The organism is Chryseobacterium sp. CY350 (genome assembly GCF_027945075.1).
Taxonomy (GTDB): domain Bacteria; phylum Bacteroidota; class Bacteroidia; order Flavobacteriales; family Weeksellaceae; genus Chryseobacterium.
In genome coordinates this window covers 2128408-2149970 of the sequence record NZ_CP116034.1, presented here as the reverse complement: position 1 = coordinate 2149970, position 21563 = coordinate 2128408, and the positions used below count along the sequence as shown (strand labels likewise).

Genomic DNA, 21563 nt, shown 5'->3' with positions numbered 1-21563 from the left:
AGATAGCTTGCCCAGAAATAAATCGTATTACTTCGTTAAGTGAAACGGCATTGTTTATCCTAAAAGTTTCATATAGAATTAAAAAAAGGACATTGTTTCACTTTGTATTTAAAAAATGAATTGTCCTAAAACTTTAAAAGACTTTTCAAATTTCCCACTAATCAAAAATCAATTTAATTTTTTTTTAAGTCTCCTTTAAGGTCGTTTTAATCGAGCAATCGCACTTTTGTCATCAAAATTAAGAGAATGAACAAAATTGCAGGGTTGTTCGTTGTTATATCTACAATAATAACAGCGCAACAGCAAATGACGCTTTTGGATTGCGAAAATGCCTTTCAGGTAAATAATCTTCAGCTTCTTGCCGAGCAGTACAATATCAACATGGCCGATGCGGATATTCTGCAAGCCAAAATCTGGGAACTTCCACAAATGAGCGGCTACATCAATGCGTATAATCCGGAAGACAGAAAAATATTAGATGCAGGTAAAGCAAAAGGTTTTGAAGTGACACAGCTGATCTACATGGGTGGAAAAAAGAAAAATGAGATCGCTTTTGCAAAATCTAATAAAGAATTGGCGCAGCTTCAGTTTTCTCAACTTCTTGTTGAGCTGAGAACTCAACTACATACCAATTATTACAATCTATACTACGAAAAATTAAAACTTCAAAATACAAATAAGCAATTAGGTTATATGAATGACCTTTTGAAAGCTTACAAAAATCAGTCTGCCAAAGGAAATGTATCTTTAAAAGACGAGGTGAGGTTGCAAAGTATTGTCATTCAGTTGAATAATGATAAACTGGGAATTACAAAAAATATTCTTGAGTTTGAGCAAAGCTTAAAGGTTATCACAGGAATTACAGAAAATATAGAGCCGGAGATGTCTGATGTGGATGCTAAAAGCCTTCTTGCATTACAACCTTTCGGGGACGAATCTGATTTGAAGAGAAAAGCTATTGAGAACAACGCAGACTATTTATTTTATTTAAAACTTATTGATAATTCTAAGCTCTATGCACAATGGCAAAAATCTCTCAATGTTCCGGATCTGAACGTGGGAGCAGAATATGATCAGAATTCGGGAACATTCAGAAATGAGGTCAACCTAAAAGTTGGAATTCCCATACCGCTCTGGAAAGTAAATAAAGGAAATGTACAAAAAGCAAATTATGCCATTCAGCAGAATCACAAAAATGCAGAATTTCAAAGGCTGAATCTTGAAACGAAAGTACAGTCGTCCTTCCAGATCTGGAAGAATCAATATGATCAATTGCTGGAAATAAAATCTACTGATCTGGATAATCTTGATCTCGTGTATAACGGAATGCTGAAGAATTTCCGAAGCGGAAACGTAAATCTGATAGATTTTACAGACTTTATGGAAAGTTACCGTCAGACTTCACTGCAGATTTACGATATGAAAAATCAATTAATACAATCTGCCGAGCAACTCAATCAACTTATACAAACGAAAATTTTCTTTTAAATGAAAAAAAATATTATACCCTTGTTTATCTCACTTTTGATGATCTCATGTTCGCAGAAAGAGGTGAAAAAAGAAACGCCGACTAAAGGATTTGAACTTAGTAATACAATGCTAAAATCAATTACCACAGCAAAAGCAGAATATAAAAATATTGAAGATGTCTACAGTTTTTACGGAAAAATATCGGCTGACAAAAATTCATACATTGATGTTTTTCCTTTGGTTGGCGGCAATGTGATGAGTGTCAATGTAGAACTGGGCGATTATGTAAGAAAAGGTCAGGTTTTGGCAACAATAAGAAGTACCGAACTGGCAGAGATACAGAAAGATGCCAGTGATGCAAAAAATGATTTGCTGGTGGCTCAGAATAACTTACGGGTTGCTAAAGAAATGTATGAAGGAAAGCTGAATACAGAAAGAGACGTTCTGGAAGCGAAAAGCAATGTTCAGAAAGCCCAAGATCAGATGCAAAGATCGTCGGCGGTGAGTACCGTTTACAATGTAAAAAAAGGTAATTTGTACAGCGTTCTTGCGCCTATCAGCGGTTTTATTGTGCACAAAAACATTAATAAAGACATGCAGCTGAGAAGCGATAGAAGCGAAAATATTTTTGACGTTGCCAATACCACAAACGTTTGGGCGATTATGAATATTAATGAGGCAGATATTGACAAAATAAGTCTAGGAATGCCGGCTCAGGTTTCCACTTTATCTTATCCGGATAAAATTTTTCATGGTAAAATCGATAAAATATTTAAAATTATCGATCCTGAAACCAACGCTATGCAGGCGAGAGTGGTTCTTGATAACGCTGCAGGATTACTCATTCCGGACAGTAAAGCAACTATCAAAGTATCAAAATCTGACAGTTCCACAGCAATCACAGTACCATCAAAAGCAATTATTTTTGATGATAACAGAAGTTTTGTGGTCGTTTTTAAATCACGCACTGATGTAAAAATCAGAGAAATTAAAGTATTGAAACAACTGGGTGATATCACATATATAGCTGAAGGTCTCAAAGAAGGTGAGCAAGTAATCACAAATAATCAACTGCTTATTTACCGCTCTTTAAATGAGTGAGTAACTGTTCAACATTAAATTTAAATCATCAGTCAGAAAAATAAAGAATTTGTAAAATTTAAATCTTTATTGTCTGAAATCTATTATCAAATCTTATTCAGCATGAATAAATTCATCAAAAATATTATTTCTTTTTCGCTTAAAAATAAAGCCTTTACGTTTATTTGGGTAGCAGTTTTGGCAGTTGCAGGTTTTATCAGCTTCAAAAATATGCCGATTGAGGCATTTCCGGATGTTACCAATACACAGATCGTTATCATCACGCAGTGGGATGGCAGAAGTGCAGAAGAGGTAGAACGCTTTGTCACAACGCCGATCGAGCTTACGATGAGTCCTGTTCAGAAAAAAACGAGTGTAAGAAGTACCACAATGTTTGGGTTGTCGATCGTGAAGATTCTGTTTGATGACGGTGTTGACGATATGTTTGCGAGAAATCAGGTAAACAATCAGCTGAGAAACGTCAGCTTGCCGGAAAATATAGATCCTGAAGTGCAGCCACCTTACGGACCGACTGGTGAGGTATTCAGATATACCTTAGAAAGTAAAAATAAAGATTCTCGTGAACTTCTCACGCTTCAGAATTGGGTGATCGATCGGGCGCTTCGAGGAGTTCCGGGAGTTGCCGATGTGAATGTTTTTGGTGGGCAGGACAAAGTTTTTGAGTTGAGTATCGATCCGAGAGCTTTAGACAAATACAATCTTACTCCGTTGCAGGTATATGAAGCTGTTACGAAAAGCAATCTGAATGTAGGCGGAGATGTCATAGAAAAAAACGGACAGGCGTATGTGGTTCGCGGCATTGGTCTGGTGCAGTCTACGGAAGATATTGGGAATATTACCATTCACAGTGACAGCGGAAATCCTATTTTAGTAAAATATATAGCTGAGGTTCATGAAAGTTCACGCCCGAGAGTAGGGCAGGCTGGTCTCAATAATCACGATGATACTGTAGAAGGAATTGTTGTCATGAGAAAAGGTGAAAACCCGCGCGATGTCTTGGTAGGCGTGAAAGCAAAAATTAAAGAACTAAATGAGAAAATACTTCCGAAAGATGTAAAAATGGTTACTTTTTATGATCGTGACAACCTTATGGATTTTACCACAGAAACCGTAATGCACAATTTATTGGAAGGAATCATTCTCGTAACCGTTATTGTATTGATTTTTATGGCAGATTGGCGAACGACACTCATCGTCTCGATCATCATTCCGCTGTCATTGCTTTTTGCCTTTTTGTGCTTAAAACTTGCCGGCATGAGTGCTAATTTACTTTCACTGGGAGCTGTAGATTTCGGGATCATCATCGATGGCGCCGTTGTCATGGTGGAAGGTATTTTTGTAATGCTCGATCATAAAGCAAAAAAATACGGACCCGAAAAGTTTAACAAAATGGCAAAGGCTGGCTGGATAAAACAAACAGGTACAGGGTTGGGAAAAGCAATTTTCTTTTCAAAATTAATTATTATTACATCGCTGATCCCGATATTTTCTTTTCAGAAAGTAGAAGGTAAAATGTTTTCACCGTTGGCATTTACTTTGGGCTTTGCGCTGATTGGGGCTTTAATTTTTACCTTAACGCTCGTTCCCGTGCTTACGCATTTGCTTTTAAATAAAAATGTGAAAGAAAAGAATAATCCGTTTGTCAGTTTTTGGGATAGAATTGTCTTAAAAGGTTTCAGTTTTACATTTAAATATAAAAAACTGAGCTTGATAGTTGCACTTTCATTCATGACAGTTGCTCTTTTTTCGGGAAAGTTTTTGGGAACAGAATTTCTACCGCAACTGAATGAAGGATCGCTTTGGATAACTGCAGAAATGCCAATGAGTTCTTCTTTGAAAGAATCTTTACAGACTACAGATATCTTGAAGAAAGACATCATGAGCGTACCGGAAGTTACAGATGTCTTGGCACAAACAGGAAGAAGTAATGACGGTACAGATCCCAACGGGTTTGGTTTTGTGCAGTTTGCGGTGAATCTTCAGCCGAAAGATGAATGGAAGCGTAAAATCAGTTATGATCAGTTGGTAGAGGAAATAGATAAAAAACTAAGAAATTATCAGGGAATAACATTCAACTATTCTCAGCCAATCTCAGATAATGTTGCAGAAGCAGTGGCTGGTTTTAAGGCTGAAAACGGAATCAAGATCTATGGAGACAACCTGCAGACTTTAGATCAGTTGGCAGATAAGGTGCTGAAGTCAATAAAGGATGTTGACGGTGTGCGTGATGCAGGAATTATCAAAAATATAGGACAGCCGGAAGTGAATGTCGTCTGGGACAGAAATAAGATGGCGGCTTATGGCGTGATGCCGGAAGATGCACAGACAGTTCTTGAAATGGCTTTTGGCGGAAAAACAGCCTCTGAAATGTATGATGGTGAAAGAAAATTCCCCATCCGTCTACGATATTCTCAAGAGTACAGAAAAGATGAAAATGATATTGCCTCACTGATGATTCCTACGCAGGACGGCTCTATGATTCCACTGAAGGAAATAGGAAATATTGTGAAGAATAACGGAGCTGCTTTCATCTACCGTGATGATATAAAAAGGTATATCGGAATTAAATTCTCAATTCGCGATCGTGATCTGGGTGGCACCATTGCTGATGCGCAGAAAGAAGTTGCAAAAATAGATTTGCCGGAAGGATACAAACTTGGCTGGACGGGGCAGTTTGAAAATCAACAGCGAGCAACATCCAGACTTACGGAGATCGTCCCGATCAGTATTTTGGGAATATTTTTTCTTCTGTTTATTCTTTTTGGAAACATGAAAGATTCACTTTTGGTTTTGGCAAATGTTCCGTTTGCACTGATTGGCGGAATTATCGCCCTGCATCTTACCCAAATGAATTTCGGAATTTCCGCAGGCGTAGGAATGATTGCACTCCTGGGAATCTGCATACAAAACGGAGTCATTTTAATAACCGAATTTCATCAGAATGTCAAATTGGGATCGCCTTTAGATGAAGCAATTTTTAATGGAGTAAAATCCAGAACAAGGCCTGTAATTATGACGGCTTTGATGGCTTCTATCGGTCTGTTGCCGGCAGCGCTTTCCACAGGAATTGGTTCAGAATCTCAAAAACCTCTGGCCATTGTCATTATCGGAGGATTAATTACAGCCACAATACTTACTTTACTGATCTTCCCGATCATCTTCTGGATTTTTAATAAAACTAAGAAAATTGAACTTCCAAAATAACTGAAAATTACTTCCGATAAACATATGAAAAGGATTAAATTAATATGCGTCATTTAATAAAAATTTAATTTGTAAAATTATTTTATAAATAAAAAGCCGAAGCCCGAAATAGAAAAATCTATCTCGGGCTTCTTTATATGAAAATCAAGTCTGTTTCTAGAATCCTAAACCTATCGCGAATCCTCTTACAGGATTTGGGTAGATAGCGAGGGAAGCTGTAGACCCATTTGTAGTGTTTACTGTATAAATTCTTGTAGTTCCGCCAACTGCTGCTACAAGATATGCTTTTTGGCTTGTGCTTCCGATATCAAAACCGTTGGCTCCGTCTATGTTGATTCCTAAAGCACCTCTTTCAACTAAAGTTCCGTTGTTTGGCGGGTTCTGAAGATATAATTTATCTGTACTGTTATCAATCACAAACAGCGATGTCGTCGTCGTACCAGCAAAATTGTCACTGTAAGCTGCTGCGCCTACCGATACAGGTGTAGGATTCAATGGCATATCAACCATCGTTACGCCTCCTGTTACAGGATCTAATCTTAAGTTTTGCCCTGTATTGCTTACCACTCTTATCTTATCAACTGTAGGGTTAAAATCAAAGCCAAACTCAGTTCCCGTCAAAAGAGTGGAAAGTGTTCCTGTGCCAACCTGAGTAGCTGCACCGTTGCCTAAATTTATTGTGTAAATTCTGCTAGAACTTCCTAACGCATATAATTGTCCGTTCAATGGTCTGAAATCGATTCCTAAAACTCCTTCGCCAGATTGTAACCCTGTGATCGGTTTAGTGACAGGTATCGGATTGTTCGGATCAAAAATCTGAAGAGCATTTGCGTTATCAATTGCGTATGCTACAGGATTGGTAGGAATAGCCAGATCAATTACTTTCTGAGATAAAGTTCCTACGTTGGTAGCCTTTCCGCTAGTAAGATTTACAGTATAAAGATTGTTTTGAGAGCCCGTAGTCGCTGCCATTAAAGCAACCGTATTGTCAGGATTAATATCAAATGCTGCCTGACCTGTGAAGGTGATACCCAGGCTTCCAACCTCTACCAATGTTCCGTTATTGGGAGGATCTTGTTTAAATAATTTTCCTGAAGTTGCATCAAGATCATACAATATCGTAGTCGAAGCGCCAGATTTACTGTTTGTATATGCAACACCTGCAATTGACGATGTTGTAGCAATACTACCGTCTGTTGCGACAAAACCACCGGTTTCAGGATTCAATCGAAGATTTTGTCCTGTATTGGTAACCAGTCTAATTCTGTCAACAGTAGGGTTAAAATCTATTGAAGCAATCGTACCGGAAATAACCGGAGCAAATGCCGTTGTGTTTACAGCTCTTGTATTTGCAGTTGAGGTATTAATGATGTAAAATTTGCTCGCATTCGATACCGCATACAGTTCGCCGGTAGCAGGTCTGAAGTCGATACTCATTAATTTCTCTCCGGAAGGAATACCCATAATTGCTTTTGTAGAAGCAAAAGATGAAGAGTTGTTTGCATTGAAAGCAACAAGCTGATTGTTTTCGGTCAATCCGTAAACCATCATATCAGGACCGGTTACGGACATTTCGGGCATACTGTTTTCATCGTCGTCGCACGAGAATACCGTGACGAATGCAAATGTAGCCAGACAAAAGTTGAATAGTTTTTTCATAAATATTTATTTTAATTAACAGTTTCAACTCAAATATACGAGAGAAAAATGATCATGGATTTGTAAAGTGTTTTTTTTTAATTCATTTTTTTGTTATAAATTTGCAATTCTATTACAGAGAAAATAGCAGTTTGCAGTTTTTGGATTTGAATATTAAACTTTTTTTCATAAAAAGATTTTAGTATTTAAAAATTCATTATATTTGCACACCGAAAATTTGAATAAAACAATAAAATAAATAATTTAAATCATGGCAAAGGAAACGTTTAATCGTAACAAACCACACTTGAACATTGGTACTATTGGTCACGTTGACCATGGTAAAACTACACTTACTGCAGCAATTTCTGCTGTATTGGCTAGCAAAGGTCTTGCTGAGAAAAAAGATTTCTCATCTATTGACTCTGCTCCAGAAGAAAAAGAAAGAGGGATTACTATCAATACTGCTCACATCGAATACGAAACTGAAAAAAGACACTACGCTCACGTAGACTGTCCAGGTCACGCCGATTATGTTAAGAACATGGTAACTGGTGCTGCTCAGATGGATGGTGCTATCGTTGTATGTGCTGCTACTGACGGACCAATGCCTCAGACTAGAGAGCACATCTTGCTTTGTCGTCAGGTAAACGTACCTAGAATCGTTGTTTTCATGAACAAAGTTGACATGGTAGACGATGCTGAATTGTTAGAGTTAGTTGAAATGGAATTGAGAGACTTATTGTCTACTTACGAATTTGACGGAGATAACTCTCCGGTAATTCAAGGTTCTGCACTTGGTGCTCTTACTGCTGCTACTGCAGAAGGAGGTGCTAAAACTGATGACCAATGGTTCAAATCTGTTGAGCAATTGATGGATGCTGTTGACGAATGGATCGAGCAACCACCAAGAGATACTGATAAGCCTTTCTTGATGCCAATCGAAGACGTATTCTCTATTACAGGTAGAGGTACTGTTGCAACTGGTAGAATCGAAGCTGGTATTATCAATACAGGAGATCCTGTAGATATCATCGGTATGGGTGAAGAAAAATTAACTTCTACTATTACAGGAGTTGAGATGTTCAGAAAAATCCTAGACAGAGGTGAAGCTGGAGATAACGTAGGTCTATTGTTGAGAGGTATTGAAAAAACTGACATCAAGAGAGGTATGGTAATCGCTAAGAAAGATTCTGTTAAACCACACAAAAAATTCAAAGCATCTGTTTATATCCTTTCTAAGGAAGAAGGTGGACGTCACACTCCATTCCACAACAAGTACCGTCCTCAGTTCTACGTAAGAACTACTGACGTTACAGGTGAGATCTTCTTACCAGAAGGTGTAGAGATGGTAATGCCTGGTGATAACTTAGAGATCACTGTAGAATTGTTACAACCAATCGCTCTTAACGTAGGTCTTAGATTTGCGATCAGAGAAGGAGGTAGAACAGTTGGTTCAGGTCAGGTTACTGAAATCTTAGATTAATTCTAAAATAATATAAAAGGTTCCGTAAGGAAACTTACGGAACCTTTTTTAATCTACGGGCATCGTCCAATGGTAGGATACCGGTCTCCAACACCGTTGATCAGGGTTCGAATCCTTGTGCCCGTGCAAAAAGAAAATAATGAGCTTAGTAGAATTTTTAAAAGGTTCTTATAACGAATTCAGACACAAAGTTGAATGGCCGAAATGGTCAGATTTGCAATCGTCTACGATCGTAGTTACTATTGCTACAGTGATTTTGGCATTGTTTACATTCGGAGTTGACGAGTTGTTTTCAAAGGCAATCAGCAACATCATCGGAATATTAATCAATACCTTCAACTAAAAAAGTATTTTTTCCATAATGAGCGAATTGAAATGGTATGTGCTGAAAGCAATCAGCGGACAGGAAAATAAAGTGAAAAACTATATTGAGACAGAGATCAAACGTTTAGGGTTTGAGCAGTATGTTACTCAGGTAGTTATTCCTATGGAAAAGGTTATTCAGCTTAGAAATGGCAAAAAAGTTCCTAAAGAAAGACCTTACTATCCTGGTTATCTTATGGTGGAAGCTGATCTGATGGGGGAGATTCCTCACGTTATCAAGAATATTCCCGGCGTGATTTCTTTCTTAAGTTTAACTAAAGGTGGAGATCCTGTTCCGATGAGAAAATCTGAGGTCAACAGAATGCTAGGAAGAATGGATGAGCTTTCAGAGTTTGCTTCTGACGCAGAAATTCCGTTCATCGTTGGTGAAAACGTAAAAGTAATCGACGGACCTTTCAATGGTTTCAATGGTACTGTTGAGAAAATCTTGGAAGATAAGAAAAAAGTAGAAGTTTCTGTTTTAATCTTCGGAAGAAAAACTCCGATGGAGTTAAGCTTTATGCAAGTAGAAAAAGTGTAATACTTTTTTTATATAAAATAAAATACCGTTCAGAAATGAGCGGTATTTTTTGTTTAATGAATCTTGGCGTTAAATAGATATAAACAAAAGAGAAATTATTAAGTTTATTTAAATCTTATGTTTAATGAAATAATATCAGACTTCATCCCTATAGATTTTGTGTAATGACCATACCGGATTTCTAGCATATTCAGACGTTCTATTCCAAATAAACCATTCTTTGGATTTAATCTGATTCCTGCTCCGTAAAAATGACTATTAAATTTTGATAAATCATAATTACTGGTATAGAAATCATCGAAAGCAGTATGCTGCTGATAAGACGCAAAATAGTTTGCTGCGCTCTGTGAATAGTACCTGTAGAACGGACTCACTGAAAGAAATGGAGAGATCTTTACAGGCGTTTCAAGGCTGATTGTGTTAGATCTCAATCCCCAATCATCTGTATAGTAACGATAATATGCTTTCAAAATAATTTTATCACCCAAAAAATAATTTGCTCTTACACCTAAGGGAATTTTAAAACGTTTATCGGGTAAGGCCTCCTGATGTACAGAATTATCAGTAAAATAAACACGATGAAAAGGTAAACTAAGGTATCCGGTTTGCTGTATTCCATCTGCTAAAAGTTCCACTTGAAAGTTCTGATTAATAATCTGTGAATATGAAAGGGAAAGTGCAAAGGTGTTTCTGCCACTGGTCATATTACTCTCTCCGGTTCGCAACTCTATTGGCGCAATTAATTTTACCTGATCCATAAAGGCTTGAAATTTAGCTGTAATCTCTCCCATTTTATTAGGAGTTTTTTGAGCAAATCCAATATTTGCACCATATGATTGGTAATCATACTCGAATGAAGATGAAACGCCAGCTAGTATGGTAGTTCCTTTGTTTTCATTTTCTCTGCTCCAGTTTAAGGCGGGGTAAATTCTATTGTCGGCAGAAGAAGCTGACGAATTGGCTTTAAGATCAATCATGTCAGAAGATGCCGATGTATAATGATCTATTCCTACACTGAAATCAAATTTGTTTTTCCGCAATTTTTTGTCATATTTTACCATCGTAACATCTATAGTATTAGAAACGTCAGTCAGCTTTTCAGAGCCAGTTCCGCCTGTTACGGCAGAGTTGTTACCGTCCTGTTTATAATAGCTAGACACCAGATTAATTTCATCGAGTGTCAGTTTTTTTGATTGTTCGTTGCTGGTATTCTCTTGCGCTTTTGTGTTGAAAATACCGAAAAGAGCAATGATACTGATTATAATTTTTTTCATTTTAATTACAGTTGCTTTTACAATTACGCATTTAGTTACAACCACAGCCGCCGCCGACCTTACCGGCATTGGCGCCTGAAGAGCCTTCTCGGTAAGACTGGAAACTTAGTTCTGTTTTTTCGATTGTTCTGTTTCCAAGAGCCATTTCGGCATCATTCAGTTTGTTTTTTTCATATTCTTTTACGGTTGTACAAGATAAGAGGCATACACTTGTTGCAAAAAGGTATACTATGGTTATTGGTTTTATGAAATTTTTCATTTTCATTATGTTTGTTTTTAAAATTTAATTGAAGTACAGAATTACTTTAAACTAATATTTTGTGAAGAATAAATGTTGTCTTGTTCATCGATAATGATGCATTCAAGATGATTAATTTGATTCACCATAAGAAGGGCAGAATTTATTCCCATGATACTAATGGGTGTTGCCATTGCATCAGCGATTTCTGCATTCGGACAAAAAACGGTAACGCTTTTTATACCCGTAACAGGCATCCCTGTTTTTGGATTTATGGTATGAGAATGTTTTTGGCCATCGATCACTACATATTTTTCATAATTTCCAGATGTAGCGATTGCCGTATCGGTAATATTCATATATGAAAATGGTTGGTTTTTGTTGTTCGGATCGACAATTCCTACAGTCCATGGTTTTCCATCAGCTTGATTTCCCCAAGTCGTTAAATCCCCGGAGGCGTTTACAATACCAGCAGGAACACCACTTTTTTGAAGAAGTCTTTTTGCCATTTCTGCCGCATATCCTTTTCCAATCCCTCCGAAACCTATTCTCATTCCTTTTTCTTTTAGAAATACAGTTTGATTTTCCCTATCGAGCAGAATATTTTGATAATTGACAAGTTTTAAATGATCAAGAACTGATTTCGGATCTGGTAGAGATTTCATTTCTCTATTGAAGTTCCAAAAGCTTTTGTCGATTCCGCCATACGAAATATCAAAATAACCATTTGTAATTCTACTGATTCTCAAACTTCTTTCGATAAGCTCAAAAACTTCGTTGTCAACCTTTGTAGGCTGTATTCCCGCCTTCTCGTTGATAAGATGGGTTTGGCTTTTTTCACTGAAAGTGGTCAGTAAGTTTTCAATTCTACGGATTTCATTTATCGCAGAATCTATATGATATCTCGCTTTTTTCTCGTCATGAGATACCACCGTAATTTCAAAAGCATTTCCCATTAATTTTTGAGATCTTTTGAACTCTTGGTACATCATTATATTACTTTTTTTGATTTTCTCTGATTTCTCTGATTTCTTTACTAAAAGTCAAAGCGTTTTCGGAGGGAAGACCTTCCCAACTTTTCAATACTTTCCCTCCCGAATCTAAAACAATGGTGTAAGGAAAAATACCTTTTGAATTATATTGATCAGCAAGCAAAGCGTTTTCTTTTTTCAAATCTAAAGGAAGCTGATTTTTTTTATTTCTTGGAAAATCTGCGTTGATATAGATAATCACTTTTTCAGTTTCCATTTTTTTGAAATCTTCTGTTTCTATAATGTTTTTGTGAAGTTTTATACACGGAATGCACCAATCTGAACCCGAAAAATTAAGCATTATAAGTGCATGGCTTTCTGAGGCTTTTTTCTTAGCATTTTCAAGACGGTTTTGAGCCTGCATGCCTATAGAAAGTAGAGCAAGTAGCAAAGCTGAAATTACTGTTTTCATTTTTTTTGAAAATTGATTGATAAATAAGAATATTAATAAAGGTGAAAATCAACTTTACTTAACGATTTTGTTGTATGATCAGAAATGATCAAACGTGAGAATGTGATGTTATATTTGATTGCCTTTTGGTGGTTCCCAAACAGAATTTATAAAACCTTTGAAACAAAAGTTCTCATCATGTGAAGGTATTTTGTGGGATGTACGCAGTCGAAAACTTTCGTTTTTTATTTCGAAACAATATCCCTTTTCGATCGTGAAAAATATTGTAAGAAGTGGCGAGTGAATGACGAAGGGCAGCTTCTTATCTTTATTATAATCTCCATTTTTAGCAGGATGGTCATAGTGAGTTTTGAGAAATGTGACGAAAGACATTTTATGATTCAAAGCTTTGTGTTCAACGTAATGCTCAATCAAATCGGGGATTTTCAAAAACTGATATGCTTCGGTTGTAGAAACCAAATAAAAGCATAGCAGCAATATCGAAATCATCTTTTTCACTCTATCAAAATTATTAATTCTTTTGTTAAGAACGATTACAAATATTGATCTGAAACTTTAGAATTAATATTGATTTCATTGTTTTCGATTTAAAATAAATTTGGTTATTTCTGGAATTTAATGAGTTAAGTGTTTGCTAATTAAAAAATATTTCATAATTTTGCAGTCCGAAAAGTAGGTTTACTTTATGTGAGTGCGGTAACCTGCTGAATAATAAATGCTTCCAAACTCATTAATTATTCAATTTTTAAAAAACAAACAATGGCTAAAAAAGTCTTTAAAATGGTTAAGCTCCAAGTAAAAGGAGGAGCAGCAAACCCATCTCCACCAGTAGGTCCGGCATTAGGTTCTGCAGGTGTGAACATCATGGAGTTTTGTAAACAATTTAACGGAAGAACTCAGGATAAGCCAGGTCAAGTTTTACCTGTAGTAATTACAGTGTACGAAGACAAATCTTTTGAATTCGTTATTAAAACTCCACCTGCAGCAATTCAGTTAATGGATGCAGCTAAAATCAAAGGAGGATCCGGTGAACCAAACAGAAACAAAGTAGGTGCTGTATCTTGGGCGCAAGTTCAAAAAATCGCTGAAGATAAAATGACAGATCTTAACTGTTTTACTTTGGACTCAGCTCTTTCTATGGTTGCAGGTACTGCTAGATCTATGGGATTAAGAGTAACAGGAACTAAACCAACTAACGCTTAAAACTAAGAGAAATGGCAAAATTGACTAAAAAGCAAAAGGAAGCTTTAAGCAAAGTAGAAAAAGGAAGAATCTATAACCTTGAAGAAGGTTCTGCTCTTGTAAAAGAGGTGAACACTGCAAAGTTTGATGCTTCTGTAGATATCGCTGTAAGATTAGGTGTAGACCCTAGAAAAGCTAACCAAATGGTAAGAGGTGTAGTATCTCTTCCTCATGGTACTGGTAAAGATGTTAAAGTTTTGGCTTTAGTAACTCCAGATAAAGAAGCTGAAGCAAAAGCTGCTGGTGCAGACTATGTGGGTCTTGACGAATATTTACAAAAAATAAAAGATGGTTGGACGGATGTTGACGTTATCGTTACTATGCCAGCTGTTATGGGTAAATTAGGACCATTGGGTAGAGTATTAGGACCAAGAGGGTTGATGCCTAACCCAAAATCAGGTACTGTAACTATGGAAATTGGTAAAGCAGTAACTGAAGTAAAAGCTGGTAAAATTGACTTCAAAGTTGATAAATACGGTATTATCCACGCTGGTATTGGTAAAGTATCTTTCGATGCTGCTAAAATCAAGGAAAATGCTCAGGAATTAATCTCTACTTTGATCAAAATGAAACCAACTGCTGCTAAAGGAACTTATGTGAAGAGCATCTATTTGTCTTCTACAATGAGCCCGGGTATTGCAATTGATAGTAAATCTGTTAACTAATTATAATCCTTAAGACAATGACAAAAGACCAAAAAGTTGTAGCAATACAAGAGATCAAAGATTTGCTTCAGGATGCTAAAGTAGTTTATGTAGCAGATCTAGACGGTTTGAACGCTGCTAAATCTTCTGATTTCAGAAGACAGGCTTTCAAGCAAAATATTAAAGTGAAAGTGGTGAAAAATACACTTTTGCAAAAAGCAATGGAACAGACTGAAGGAGTAGATTTCTCTGAAATGTTCCAGACATTCAAAGGAAACTCTGCATTAATGATTGCTGAAACGGCTAACGCTCCAGCAAAATTAATCAAAGACTTCAGAAAAAAAGAAGAAAAGCCGGCTCTAAAATCTGCTTTTGTACAAGAAACTTTCTATGTTGGTGACAACAACCTTGATGCATTAGTAAGCATTAAGTCTAGAGAAGAAATGATCGGTGAAATCATCGGATTGCTTCAGTCTCCAATTCAAAGAGTTGTTTCTGCTCTTCAAAACAAATCTGAAACTACAGAAGCTACAGCTGAAGAAGCTGCACCTGCGGTAGAAGAAACTCCTGCTGAAGCGGCTCCAGAAGCTCCTGCTGCAGAAAGCACTGACGAAACGCCAGCTGCTGAATAAGACTCTCAAAAAATTAAATAAATAATCAACAAAAACATTACAACAATGTCAGATTTAAAAAATTTAGCTGAAACGCTAGTAAACTTAACAGTAAAAGACGTAAATGAATTAGCTACTATCCTTAAGGATGAGTACGGAATCGAGCCAGCTGCTGCTGCTGTAGTTATGGCTGCAGGTGGTGCAGGTGAAGCTGCTGAAGAAAAAACAGAATTCGATGTAATTCTTAAAGCTGCTGGTGCTTCTAAATTAGCTATCGTTAAATTGGTAAAAGATTTAACTGGTGCTGGTCTTAAAGAAGCTAAAGATATCGTAGATGGAGCTCCTGCTGCAATCAAAACTGGTATCTCTAAAGACGAAGCTGAAGCTCTTAAGAAGCAATTAGAAGAAGCTGGTGCTGAAGTAGAATTGAAATAATTCATTTCACTTATTAGAAATAGAAGCCTGAGCAATTTGCTCAGGCTTTTTTATTTAGGTTAGTTTAAAATGTAACTATTAAAGTCTAGATTGCTTTCAAAAAATGATGATTGTCATTCCGTTTTGGAGAATGAAGTTGGTTGTATTTAGAACTTCAGGCATTGTAGATTATATATTTAGCCGAGAAGCATAATCCAAATGTGAGATATATCATACGATTAACAAAAATATAATATGAGCCTCATCATGTTTTTAACTAATTTTGTTATATAAATTATTATAATTGAAGACAATTCTCTTTCCGTTTGCTATTAATGACAGATTTGTAAATTTTTCATTAAAACTAAAGATTTTTCATATCATCATTATTTTATTCTTTTTCCAATTTTCTTTTCTGCATGGTCAGAATTCAGAAGTTCAAAAAAAGAATGAACCCGCAACTGTAGTTCTGGTTGATGGTGCCAGATTGTTTTCCGCTGATGATGCTTTTAATAATCAGGTCGCGTCTCAAAAAATTGTTTTAAAAAATGCTGAAGTTAAGTCCGGAAACAGTACCGGTAAAACACTCGAAGTTACCTCTCTAAAAAATGTGCTCCCAGACAAGAATGTTAAAAGGAATTTAAAAAAGATGAGGGACAATAGCGAAGTGTTTAATTCAAAAGAGCTAGAAAAGAAGTTGACGGATACAACAATCATTTCAAAAAAGGTTATTCAATAATCAATTGTTGTTAGTGTCGATCATTCTCTAATGTAGTTTTTTTTTCAAAGTCGGCCTTCCACTCGTTAATTAAAAGTGGTTAATTACAAATATTAACAATTTACATTAATCTTATTAATCGTTTATTATTTTAGTATTTCCCTATCATTTTAGGTAAAAAATATTTTATAAATAGTAAACAAATTAATTTATTATTGAATAAGTAATATCATAAATCGTAAATGTCTTAAAATTAACTAATTGTAATGCTTTTCAAATGAAATTAATGCGTATTTTTGCGCGAAAATAATTTTGATTGAAGGATAATCTACCTTTTAAGTTTACGGATTCGAAAAAATTCAGCTTTGTTAAAAGTTGTCATTTTTTTCGTTTCGTATTTCTGATTATTTTATTTTTCTTCAATTTTTCTAAAGCTCAGGAAAAAGATGAACCTATTTCCATCGTTGTCGGAAAAGGCGCTACACTTTACTCTTCCGATGAGCAGTTTAATCAGCAGATTGCTGACAAGAAGGTTGTTTTACAGAACGCTGATCACCATTCAGAAACAAATGCTCAGAATAAAACGGTTTTAATCGCTACATCCAAAAATTCTGATGGAAGACAAAATCTTGCACAAGAAGTTAAGAATGCTGAGGATAAGAAACGGAAGGATGCAATAAGACAGATCAAAGATCAGATCGATCAGTATGCTGCTAAAACCAGAACGGAAGAATTCAACGATTATAAAGAAGTACCTTCTTCGTCACAGTTCAGCTCTTCGTACGCCACGTCGAAAAGTTATATTACTCCTACTTCTAATGCGAATGATTTTTCGAAAATTCATCTTCAGGTTCAGGATTATTCGGTAAAACGGGCGTTAGATCATTTACATACTCAAAGATTTACATTTTATAACAATAAATCATTAGATTATTGTTATTCTCAGGTCTATTCCGTTCGACCGCCACCAGTATTAGTTTGATAATATAAAATTTTATTAATTCAAATACCTGCATTATTGCAGAGTATTCTAATACTCTATTCGATGAAACTTAAATCTTTATATAATATATTGACGGCAATTGTGCTGTCCTTTTTTCATAATTCTTACTATGCCCAAACATCTGCGACGGCTTCTGTAACATGGAATTCAGCCAGTGCTACCGGACCACAAAATGCTGAAATAAATAATGCATTGGTTGGTAGCAATGTTACAATTACCAATCCCACTTTAAATTACGGCAACAGACTTCAGCAGATTGCTACTTTTTCCGGTGGAACCGCAGCTAACTTAGGAATGAACAGTGGTGTCTTTTTTGGAACAGGTCTAAATAGTGAACTTTTAACGCTGAATAGTGTTGTTAGAAGAGACGGAGATCCTGCAAATCAAATTGCTGGCGGTGTTGCCAGTGATCCGGATTTAATACAGTTGGTACCTAATGCAGTTAATAATACACTTTCTTACTCTTTTACAATTACCACAGGTCCTAAAGCGACAACTCTTAATATAAAATATCAATTTGGATCGGAAGAATATCCGAATTTTGTGGGTTCACAATTTAATGACGCGTTTGGGTTCTTTGTTTCTGGCGGTAATCTAGCAACTACGCAGAATATCGGAAGACTTCCGAACGGTAATACAACCTCAATCAATAATGTGAATTTTGGAATTCCAGGAAGCGCATCGCCAACACCTGTTGTTGTATTTGATCCTTCGCAAGCCTCATTATACATTAATAATGGACATCCTGTAACAACGACAGGTGTATCACCAAATGTAAAATTAACTGAATATAATGCGGCTAATTATAACGGTCCTCCCGTGCCTGTACGACCTATAGGGGTACAGTTTAATGGTATTACCAGATTGCTGACCTATACATTAGGTGGTTTATTGCCAAATACAGCTTACACATTTAAAATTGTTATTGCTGATGCGGGAGATACTCAGTATGATTCAGGTTTGTTTATCAATACAATTTATGGGACAGCAACTTTGGCGGCCACTAATGATGCTTATACTATTGCTTCGGGCTCTAATTCTACAACCTCTGTTCTGGTAAATGATCTCGTAAATGGTGTTGTTAATGCTTCGCTTTCAGATGTTACGCTGTCTCAGATTTCTACATCAAACAGTGGTATTAACTTAAATACTGCATCAGGCTTGATTAGTGTCGCGCCAGGAACTGCTCCGGGAATTTATACCGTTAATTACCAAATTTGTGATTTGACTTTTCTTGACAATTGCAAAACTGCAATAGCAACAGTAACGGTATTGGCAAATGACCCTGACAATGACGGGGTAGATAGTTTTATAGATTTAGATGATGATAATGATGGTATTTTGGATGCTGCTGAAGGATTATGTGCAACAACAGGTTTCGAGGGATTTGAGACTAATCCGTTGCAGACAAATATAAACGGTAACAACATACAAACAGGTGTCACGGTTTATAATGGTTGGTCTGTCAATAATCTTTCTACACCGCAGGCAAGTCCTTTCAATATTATTCGCGTTAATAATACTACATATAGTTCTGGTCCTGCGAGTGCTCAGGCTGGTTCGCAGTATTTGGATATTAATGGTGCTGGTGCAAATTTTTACAGAGATTTTACGTTTACCACACCCACAGTATTAAATGCTTCTGTGTACTTTGCTCCTAGAGAAACTATCGGGACGGCGATAGCATTTCAATCTAAAATTGAGATTGTTAAGACTTCAGGGACTAATCAGACATGGTCGGGGAATGTCATCAGTTATAATTCAAACTCTCCCTACATCTGGACACAGAGTAGTTTGAATAATATTGTTTTACCGGCAGGTACCTATAGACTTCAAATGGCGATTAACGATAATGCTCATATTGACAGTGTTTCTTACTGCTTCTCTACCGATACTGACGGAGATGGCGTTCCCAATTACCTTGACATAGATTCTGATAATGACGGATGTCCAGACGCAATTGAAGGTTCAGAAAATGTTACTTATCAGATGGTAAATCCTTTGACTGCCACAACGAATCCTGGACAGATCAGTGTAAGGTTCAACGGTTCTGTGGCAGGTACTCCTTCTCAGATTATAAGTACTGCTACAGCGGCAAATGGTGTTCCTCAGCTTGTAAACAATGGTGCAAACAACAGCAATGCAAGTATTGTTCTTGTCGCTGGCGCAGCTTCAGCCGGTGTTGCAGATAATACGGGTACTTCCCCAGTTGCAGGAGTTGGTCAGGCAGTTGGGAATTCTGCTAATAATGCATTGAATGATTGTAAATGTTACAGAAGCGCTACTACAACTTTAGGTACAAATAATGCGACACAGCATGGTGTGACAGCATTTAACAGAGCTGGCGCAGACAATTCTAACTGGCCTATGTTGAGAAATAATGGTTGGACGGCGTTGGAAGCTAATACTAAAGCATTTGTAATGAACAGAATGCCGGCTGCAACTGTTACTACAGCTGCATTGGTCGCTGGTGAGCCTGTAAATGTAGCACTTACTGCTCCTGTTATAGCTGTTCCTATAGTGGGAATGACATTCTATGATACTACCAATAACTGTATGAAGGTGAATGTTGATGGTACAAGAGCGGGATGGAAGTGTTTTAATACGCAGTCTTGTCCTGAAGAAAATTAATATTAAAAATTGAACAAATGAAATTAATATATTCAGTTATATTGAGTATCGCCTGCGCAACGCTTTTTTCAGCGCAGGTGGCAATAGGAAAAACAACTACTCAAACAGGGGTTTCGTTAGAATTCGGGACAGGACCTAAAGGTTTGATATTACCATGGGTTACGGCTGCGTCAAATGTTACTATGAATCCTGGTGCCAATTTGAGAGGTGGAGCGCTAATTTTTGACCGAGCCGACAGAAAGGTGAAGCTCTCTAGAAACAATGGGAGCTGGGTAGATCTTACTGTACATACTAATGAAGCGCCTGCAACGGGAGGTAATATCGTTATTGCAGCACCTATTCAGGCGAGTCCTGCAGTAGAACAATCGACCGCAAAATCTCAGATTGGAGGTGTGTTCAGCGATAATACTCCGGGAATTCTTGTTTTGGCAGATACAAATAAGGCGATGATTCCGCCACTGGTTACAAATCCTGATACGGCTATCAGAAGTCCTGCTGCCGGAATGATCGTTTACGACCAGACGAAAAAATTGTTTTGTGTCTACAACGGAACGGTTTGGTCTTACTGGAGAGCAGATAATTAAATTTTAACTATATTTTTAAAAACCACTTCGAAGAGAAGTGGTTTTTTTATTGGTAAGATAGTTCGAAACTGAAAAGATTTAATCCTTAAAATCTATGATTTTAATATAAAAGTGACTATTCAATATATTGAATATAAAGTATTTATTATTACTAAATTTATAACATGTAAAGTTTACGTTTTAATATTAATTAATTGTATTGTGTTATTGATGAAAATAATGTGTATTTTCGCGCTAAAGAATTTTTGATTGACAGAAAATCTACCTTATCGCTTTATTGATGTGAAAAAAATGAGTCCTATTAAGAGTTCTCATGCATTCCGTTTTATACTTCTGGTAAGTTTATTACTGTTCAATTTCTCTAAAAGTCAGGATAAAAAGCAAACTGGATCTATTGTTTTAGAAAAAGGAGCTCAGATTTACTCCTCAGATGAATTTTTCAATAATCAGATTGCTGAAAAAAAAGTAATCCTGAAGAATGCAGCGGTTACTATTAAGGCTAATCTCAAAAATGAGAAAATTCTGTCTGCTTCTTTCCCGAATCATAGTAATGATCAAGATCTTGCAATTCAGGCCAAAGCCGCGGAAGAAAAGAAAAGTAAAGATGAGATCAAGCAGATTAAAAAGGAAATTGATCAATATGAGACTCAAAGCAAATCCAATGGTTTAGAAGATTATGAAGGTACTCCTTCACCATCGCAGTTTTTCTCGTCTCATTCAGCTTCGAAAAATTATATTGCACCAAGCCAAAATGTGCAGGTTTTTTCAAAAATATCCGCTGCACCAAAAAATTATTGTATAAAGCGTGCACTAGATTATCTACATACTCAACAATTTGAATTCTACAATAATAAATCTCTAGATTTTTGTTTTTCTGAGATCTTTTCTGTGAGACCGCCGCCCATTTTTAATATTTAATAGTAAATGACTTGATGGTTATTTATAAATCAAGTTGAAT

Annotated in this window: 21 protein-coding genes and 1 tRNA gene; 16 read left to right on the top strand and 6 right to left on the bottom strand. The window is 36.4% G+C overall.

All coding sequences use genetic code 11. The features are described from left to right. Positions 1-246: 246 nt before the first annotated feature. From PGH12_RS09850 to PGH12_RS09840, 3 genes are all read left to right on the top strand, one after another. Positions 247-1488, top strand: coding sequence for a TolC family protein (locus PGH12_RS09850; RefSeq protein ID WP_267599494.1), 1242 nt, complete (start codon positions 247-249; stop codon positions 1486-1488). Continuing rightward, positions 1489-2571, top strand: coding sequence for an efflux RND transporter periplasmic adaptor subunit (locus PGH12_RS09845; RefSeq protein ID WP_267599495.1), 1083 nt, complete (start codon positions 1489-1491; stop codon positions 2569-2571). 102 nt (positions 2572-2673) lie between these two features. Next, positions 2674-5775 carry an efflux RND transporter permease subunit gene (locus PGH12_RS09840; RefSeq protein WP_267599496.1) on the top strand — a complete coding sequence of 1034 codons (3102 nt, stop codon included), beginning with the start codon at positions 2674-2676 and terminating at the stop codon, positions 5773-5775. A 156-nt stretch (positions 5776-5931) separates the two neighbouring features. On the opposite strand, the gene PGH12_RS09835 is transcribed toward PGH12_RS09840, so the two are convergent. Beyond that, positions 5932-7434, bottom strand: coding sequence for a DUF4394 domain-containing protein (locus tag PGH12_RS09835; RefSeq protein WP_267599497.1), 1503 nt, complete (start codon positions 7432-7434; stop codon positions 5932-5934). A gap of 250 nt (positions 7435-7684) precedes the next feature. On the opposite strand from PGH12_RS09835, the gene tuf reads away from it, so the two are divergent. The 4 genes from tuf (at position 7685) to nusG (ending at position 9803) form a co-directional block, all read left to right on the top strand. Next, positions 7685-8899: an elongation factor Tu gene (gene tuf, locus PGH12_RS09830; protein ID WP_047444879.1), complete on the top strand. Its 1215-nt coding sequence runs from the start codon at positions 7685-7687 to the stop codon at positions 8897-8899. Positions 8900-8954: 55 nt separating this feature from the next. Beyond that, positions 8955-9025 (top strand) — tRNA-Trp (locus tag PGH12_RS09825). A gap of 13 nt (positions 9026-9038) precedes the next feature. Next, a complete protein-coding gene (gene secE, locus PGH12_RS09820) occupies positions 9039-9242 on the top strand; it encodes a preprotein translocase subunit SecE (RefSeq protein WP_267599498.1) in 204 nt (67 codons plus the stop codon). A gap of 18 nt (positions 9243-9260) precedes the next feature. After that, positions 9261-9803, top strand: a complete 543-nt coding sequence (nusG, locus tag PGH12_RS09815; protein ID WP_267599499.1) for a transcription termination/antitermination protein NusG — start codon at positions 9261-9263, stop codon at positions 9801-9803. 104 nt (positions 9804-9907) lie between these two features. On the opposite strand, the gene PGH12_RS09810 is transcribed toward nusG, so the two are convergent. The 5 genes from PGH12_RS09810 to PGH12_RS09790 all read right to left on the bottom strand — a co-directional run bounded on the left by PGH12_RS09810 (position 9908) and on the right by PGH12_RS09790 (position 13247). Then, positions 9908-11077 carry a DUF3570 domain-containing protein gene (locus PGH12_RS09810; RefSeq protein WP_267599500.1) on the bottom strand — a complete coding sequence of 390 codons (1170 nt, stop codon included), beginning with the start codon at positions 11075-11077 and terminating at the stop codon, positions 9908-9910. Between the two features lie 31 nt (positions 11078-11108). Then, complete coding sequence (locus tag PGH12_RS09805) at positions 11109-11336, bottom strand: DUF4266 domain-containing protein (protein WP_267599501.1); 228 nt, start codon at positions 11334-11336, stop codon at positions 11109-11111. A 41-nt stretch (positions 11337-11377) separates the two neighbouring features. Next, positions 11378-12304 carry an FAD:protein FMN transferase gene (locus tag PGH12_RS09800; protein ID WP_267599779.1) on the bottom strand — a complete coding sequence of 309 codons (927 nt, stop codon included), beginning with the start codon at positions 12302-12304 and terminating at the stop codon, positions 11378-11380. Between the two features lie 7 nt (positions 12305-12311). Further along, positions 12312-12758: a thioredoxin family protein gene (locus tag PGH12_RS09795; RefSeq protein WP_267599502.1), complete on the bottom strand. Its 447-nt coding sequence runs from the start codon at positions 12756-12758 to the stop codon at positions 12312-12314. 108 nt (positions 12759-12866) lie between these two features. After that, complete coding sequence (locus tag PGH12_RS09790; RefSeq protein ID WP_324290988.1) at positions 12867-13247, bottom strand: hypothetical protein; 381 nt, start codon at positions 13245-13247, stop codon at positions 12867-12869. 270 nt (positions 13248-13517) lie between these two features. Here PGH12_RS09790 and rplK point away from each other — a divergent pair, with 270 nt between their 5' ends. The 9 genes from rplK (at position 13518) to PGH12_RS09745 (ending at position 21523) form a co-directional block, all read left to right on the top strand. Beyond that, positions 13518-13961, top strand: coding sequence for a 50S ribosomal protein L11 (gene rplK / locus PGH12_RS09785; protein ID WP_047444876.1), 444 nt, complete (start codon positions 13518-13520; stop codon positions 13959-13961). Between the two features lie 11 nt (positions 13962-13972). Beyond that, positions 13973-14665 carry a 50S ribosomal protein L1 gene (gene rplA / locus PGH12_RS09780; RefSeq protein WP_129535973.1) on the top strand — a complete coding sequence of 231 codons (693 nt, stop codon included), beginning with the start codon at positions 13973-13975 and terminating at the stop codon, positions 14663-14665. 17 nt (positions 14666-14682) lie between these two features. Beyond that, positions 14683-15276 carry a 50S ribosomal protein L10 gene (gene rplJ / locus PGH12_RS09775; RefSeq protein WP_267599504.1) on the top strand — a complete coding sequence of 198 codons (594 nt, stop codon included), beginning with the start codon at positions 14683-14685 and terminating at the stop codon, positions 15274-15276. Positions 15277-15321: 45 nt separating this feature from the next. Continuing rightward, positions 15322-15690, top strand: a complete 369-nt coding sequence (rplL, locus tag PGH12_RS09770; RefSeq protein ID WP_267599505.1) for a 50S ribosomal protein L7/L12 — start codon at positions 15322-15324, stop codon at positions 15688-15690. A 283-nt stretch (positions 15691-15973) separates the two neighbouring features. Continuing rightward, the gene (locus PGH12_RS09765) at positions 15974-16408 is read left to right on the top strand and encodes a hypothetical protein (RefSeq protein ID WP_267599506.1); all 435 of its coding nucleotides are present in this window, start codon (positions 15974-15976) and stop codon (positions 16406-16408) included. Between the two features lie 295 nt (positions 16409-16703). Beyond that, complete coding sequence (locus PGH12_RS09760; RefSeq protein WP_267599507.1) at positions 16704-17369, top strand: hypothetical protein; 666 nt, start codon at positions 16704-16706, stop codon at positions 17367-17369. A gap of 63 nt (positions 17370-17432) precedes the next feature. Beyond that, on the top strand, positions 17433-20021 hold the full coding sequence (locus PGH12_RS09755) for a choice-of-anchor L domain-containing protein (RefSeq protein ID WP_267599508.1): 2589 nt from the start codon (positions 17433-17435) through the stop codon (positions 20019-20021). A gap of 17 nt (positions 20022-20038) precedes the next feature. Then, the gene (locus PGH12_RS09750; protein ID WP_267599509.1) at positions 20039-20605 is read left to right on the top strand and encodes a phage tail-like protein; all 567 of its coding nucleotides are present in this window, start codon (positions 20039-20041) and stop codon (positions 20603-20605) included. 291 nt (positions 20606-20896) lie between these two features. After that, positions 20897-21523 carry a hypothetical protein gene (locus tag PGH12_RS09745; protein ID WP_267599510.1) on the top strand — a complete coding sequence of 209 codons (627 nt, stop codon included), beginning with the start codon at positions 20897-20899 and terminating at the stop codon, positions 21521-21523. Positions 21524-21563 lie beyond the last annotated feature (40 nt).

Excerpts from the sequence above, each read along its gene's own strand:
- PGH12_RS09805 (WP_267599501.1), bottom strand. The coding sequence starts at position 11,336 with ATGAAAAATTTCATAAAACCAATAACCATAGTATACCTTTTTGCAACA.
- PGH12_RS09850 (WP_267599494.1), top strand. The coding sequence starts at position 247 with ATGAACAAAATTGCAGGGTTGTTCGTTGTTATATCTACAATAATAACA.
- PGH12_RS09845 (WP_267599495.1), top strand. The coding sequence starts at position 1,489 with ATGAAAAAAAATATTATACCCTTGTTTATCTCACTTTTGATGATCTCA.
- PGH12_RS09795 (WP_267599502.1), bottom strand. The coding sequence starts at position 12,758 with ATGAAAACAGTAATTTCAGCTTTGCTACTTGCTCTACTTTCTATAGGC.
- PGH12_RS09840 (WP_267599496.1), top strand. The coding sequence starts at position 2,674 with ATGAATAAATTCATCAAAAATATTATTTCTTTTTCGCTTAAAAATAAA.
- PGH12_RS09755 (WP_267599508.1), top strand. The coding sequence starts at position 17,433 with ATGAAACTTAAATCTTTATATAATATATTGACGGCAATTGTGCTGTCC.
- PGH12_RS09750 (WP_267599509.1), top strand. The coding sequence starts at position 20,039 with ATGAAATTAATATATTCAGTTATATTGAGTATCGCCTGCGCAACGCTT.
- rplK (WP_047444876.1), top strand. The coding sequence starts at position 13,518 with ATGGCTAAAAAAGTCTTTAAAATGGTTAAGCTCCAAGTAAAAGGAGGA.
- PGH12_RS09835 (WP_267599497.1), bottom strand. The coding sequence starts at position 7,434 with ATGAAAAAACTATTCAACTTTTGTCTGGCTACATTTGCATTCGTCACG.
- tuf (WP_047444879.1), top strand. The coding sequence starts at position 7,685 with ATGGCAAAGGAAACGTTTAATCGTAACAAACCACACTTGAACATTGGT.
- PGH12_RS09800 (WP_267599779.1), bottom strand. The coding sequence starts at position 12,304 with ATGTACCAAGAGTTCAAAAGATCTCAAAAATTAATGGGAAATGCTTTT.
- PGH12_RS09790 (WP_324290988.1), bottom strand. The coding sequence starts at position 13,247 with ATGATTTCGATATTGCTGCTATGCTTTTATTTGGTTTCTACAACCGAA.
- secE (WP_267599498.1), top strand. The coding sequence starts at position 9,039 with ATGAGCTTAGTAGAATTTTTAAAAGGTTCTTATAACGAATTCAGACAC.
- PGH12_RS09745 (WP_267599510.1), top strand. The coding sequence starts at position 20,897 with ATGAGTCCTATTAAGAGTTCTCATGCATTCCGTTTTATACTTCTGGTA.
- nusG (WP_267599499.1), top strand. The coding sequence starts at position 9,261 with ATGAGCGAATTGAAATGGTATGTGCTGAAAGCAATCAGCGGACAGGAA.
- PGH12_RS09810 (WP_267599500.1), bottom strand. The coding sequence starts at position 11,077 with ATGAAAAAAATTATAATCAGTATCATTGCTCTTTTCGGTATTTTCAAC.
- rplA (WP_129535973.1), top strand. The coding sequence starts at position 13,973 with ATGGCAAAATTGACTAAAAAGCAAAAGGAAGCTTTAAGCAAAGTAGAA.
- rplL (WP_267599505.1), top strand. The coding sequence starts at position 15,322 with ATGTCAGATTTAAAAAATTTAGCTGAAACGCTAGTAAACTTAACAGTA.
- rplJ (WP_267599504.1), top strand. The coding sequence starts at position 14,683 with ATGACAAAAGACCAAAAAGTTGTAGCAATACAAGAGATCAAAGATTTG.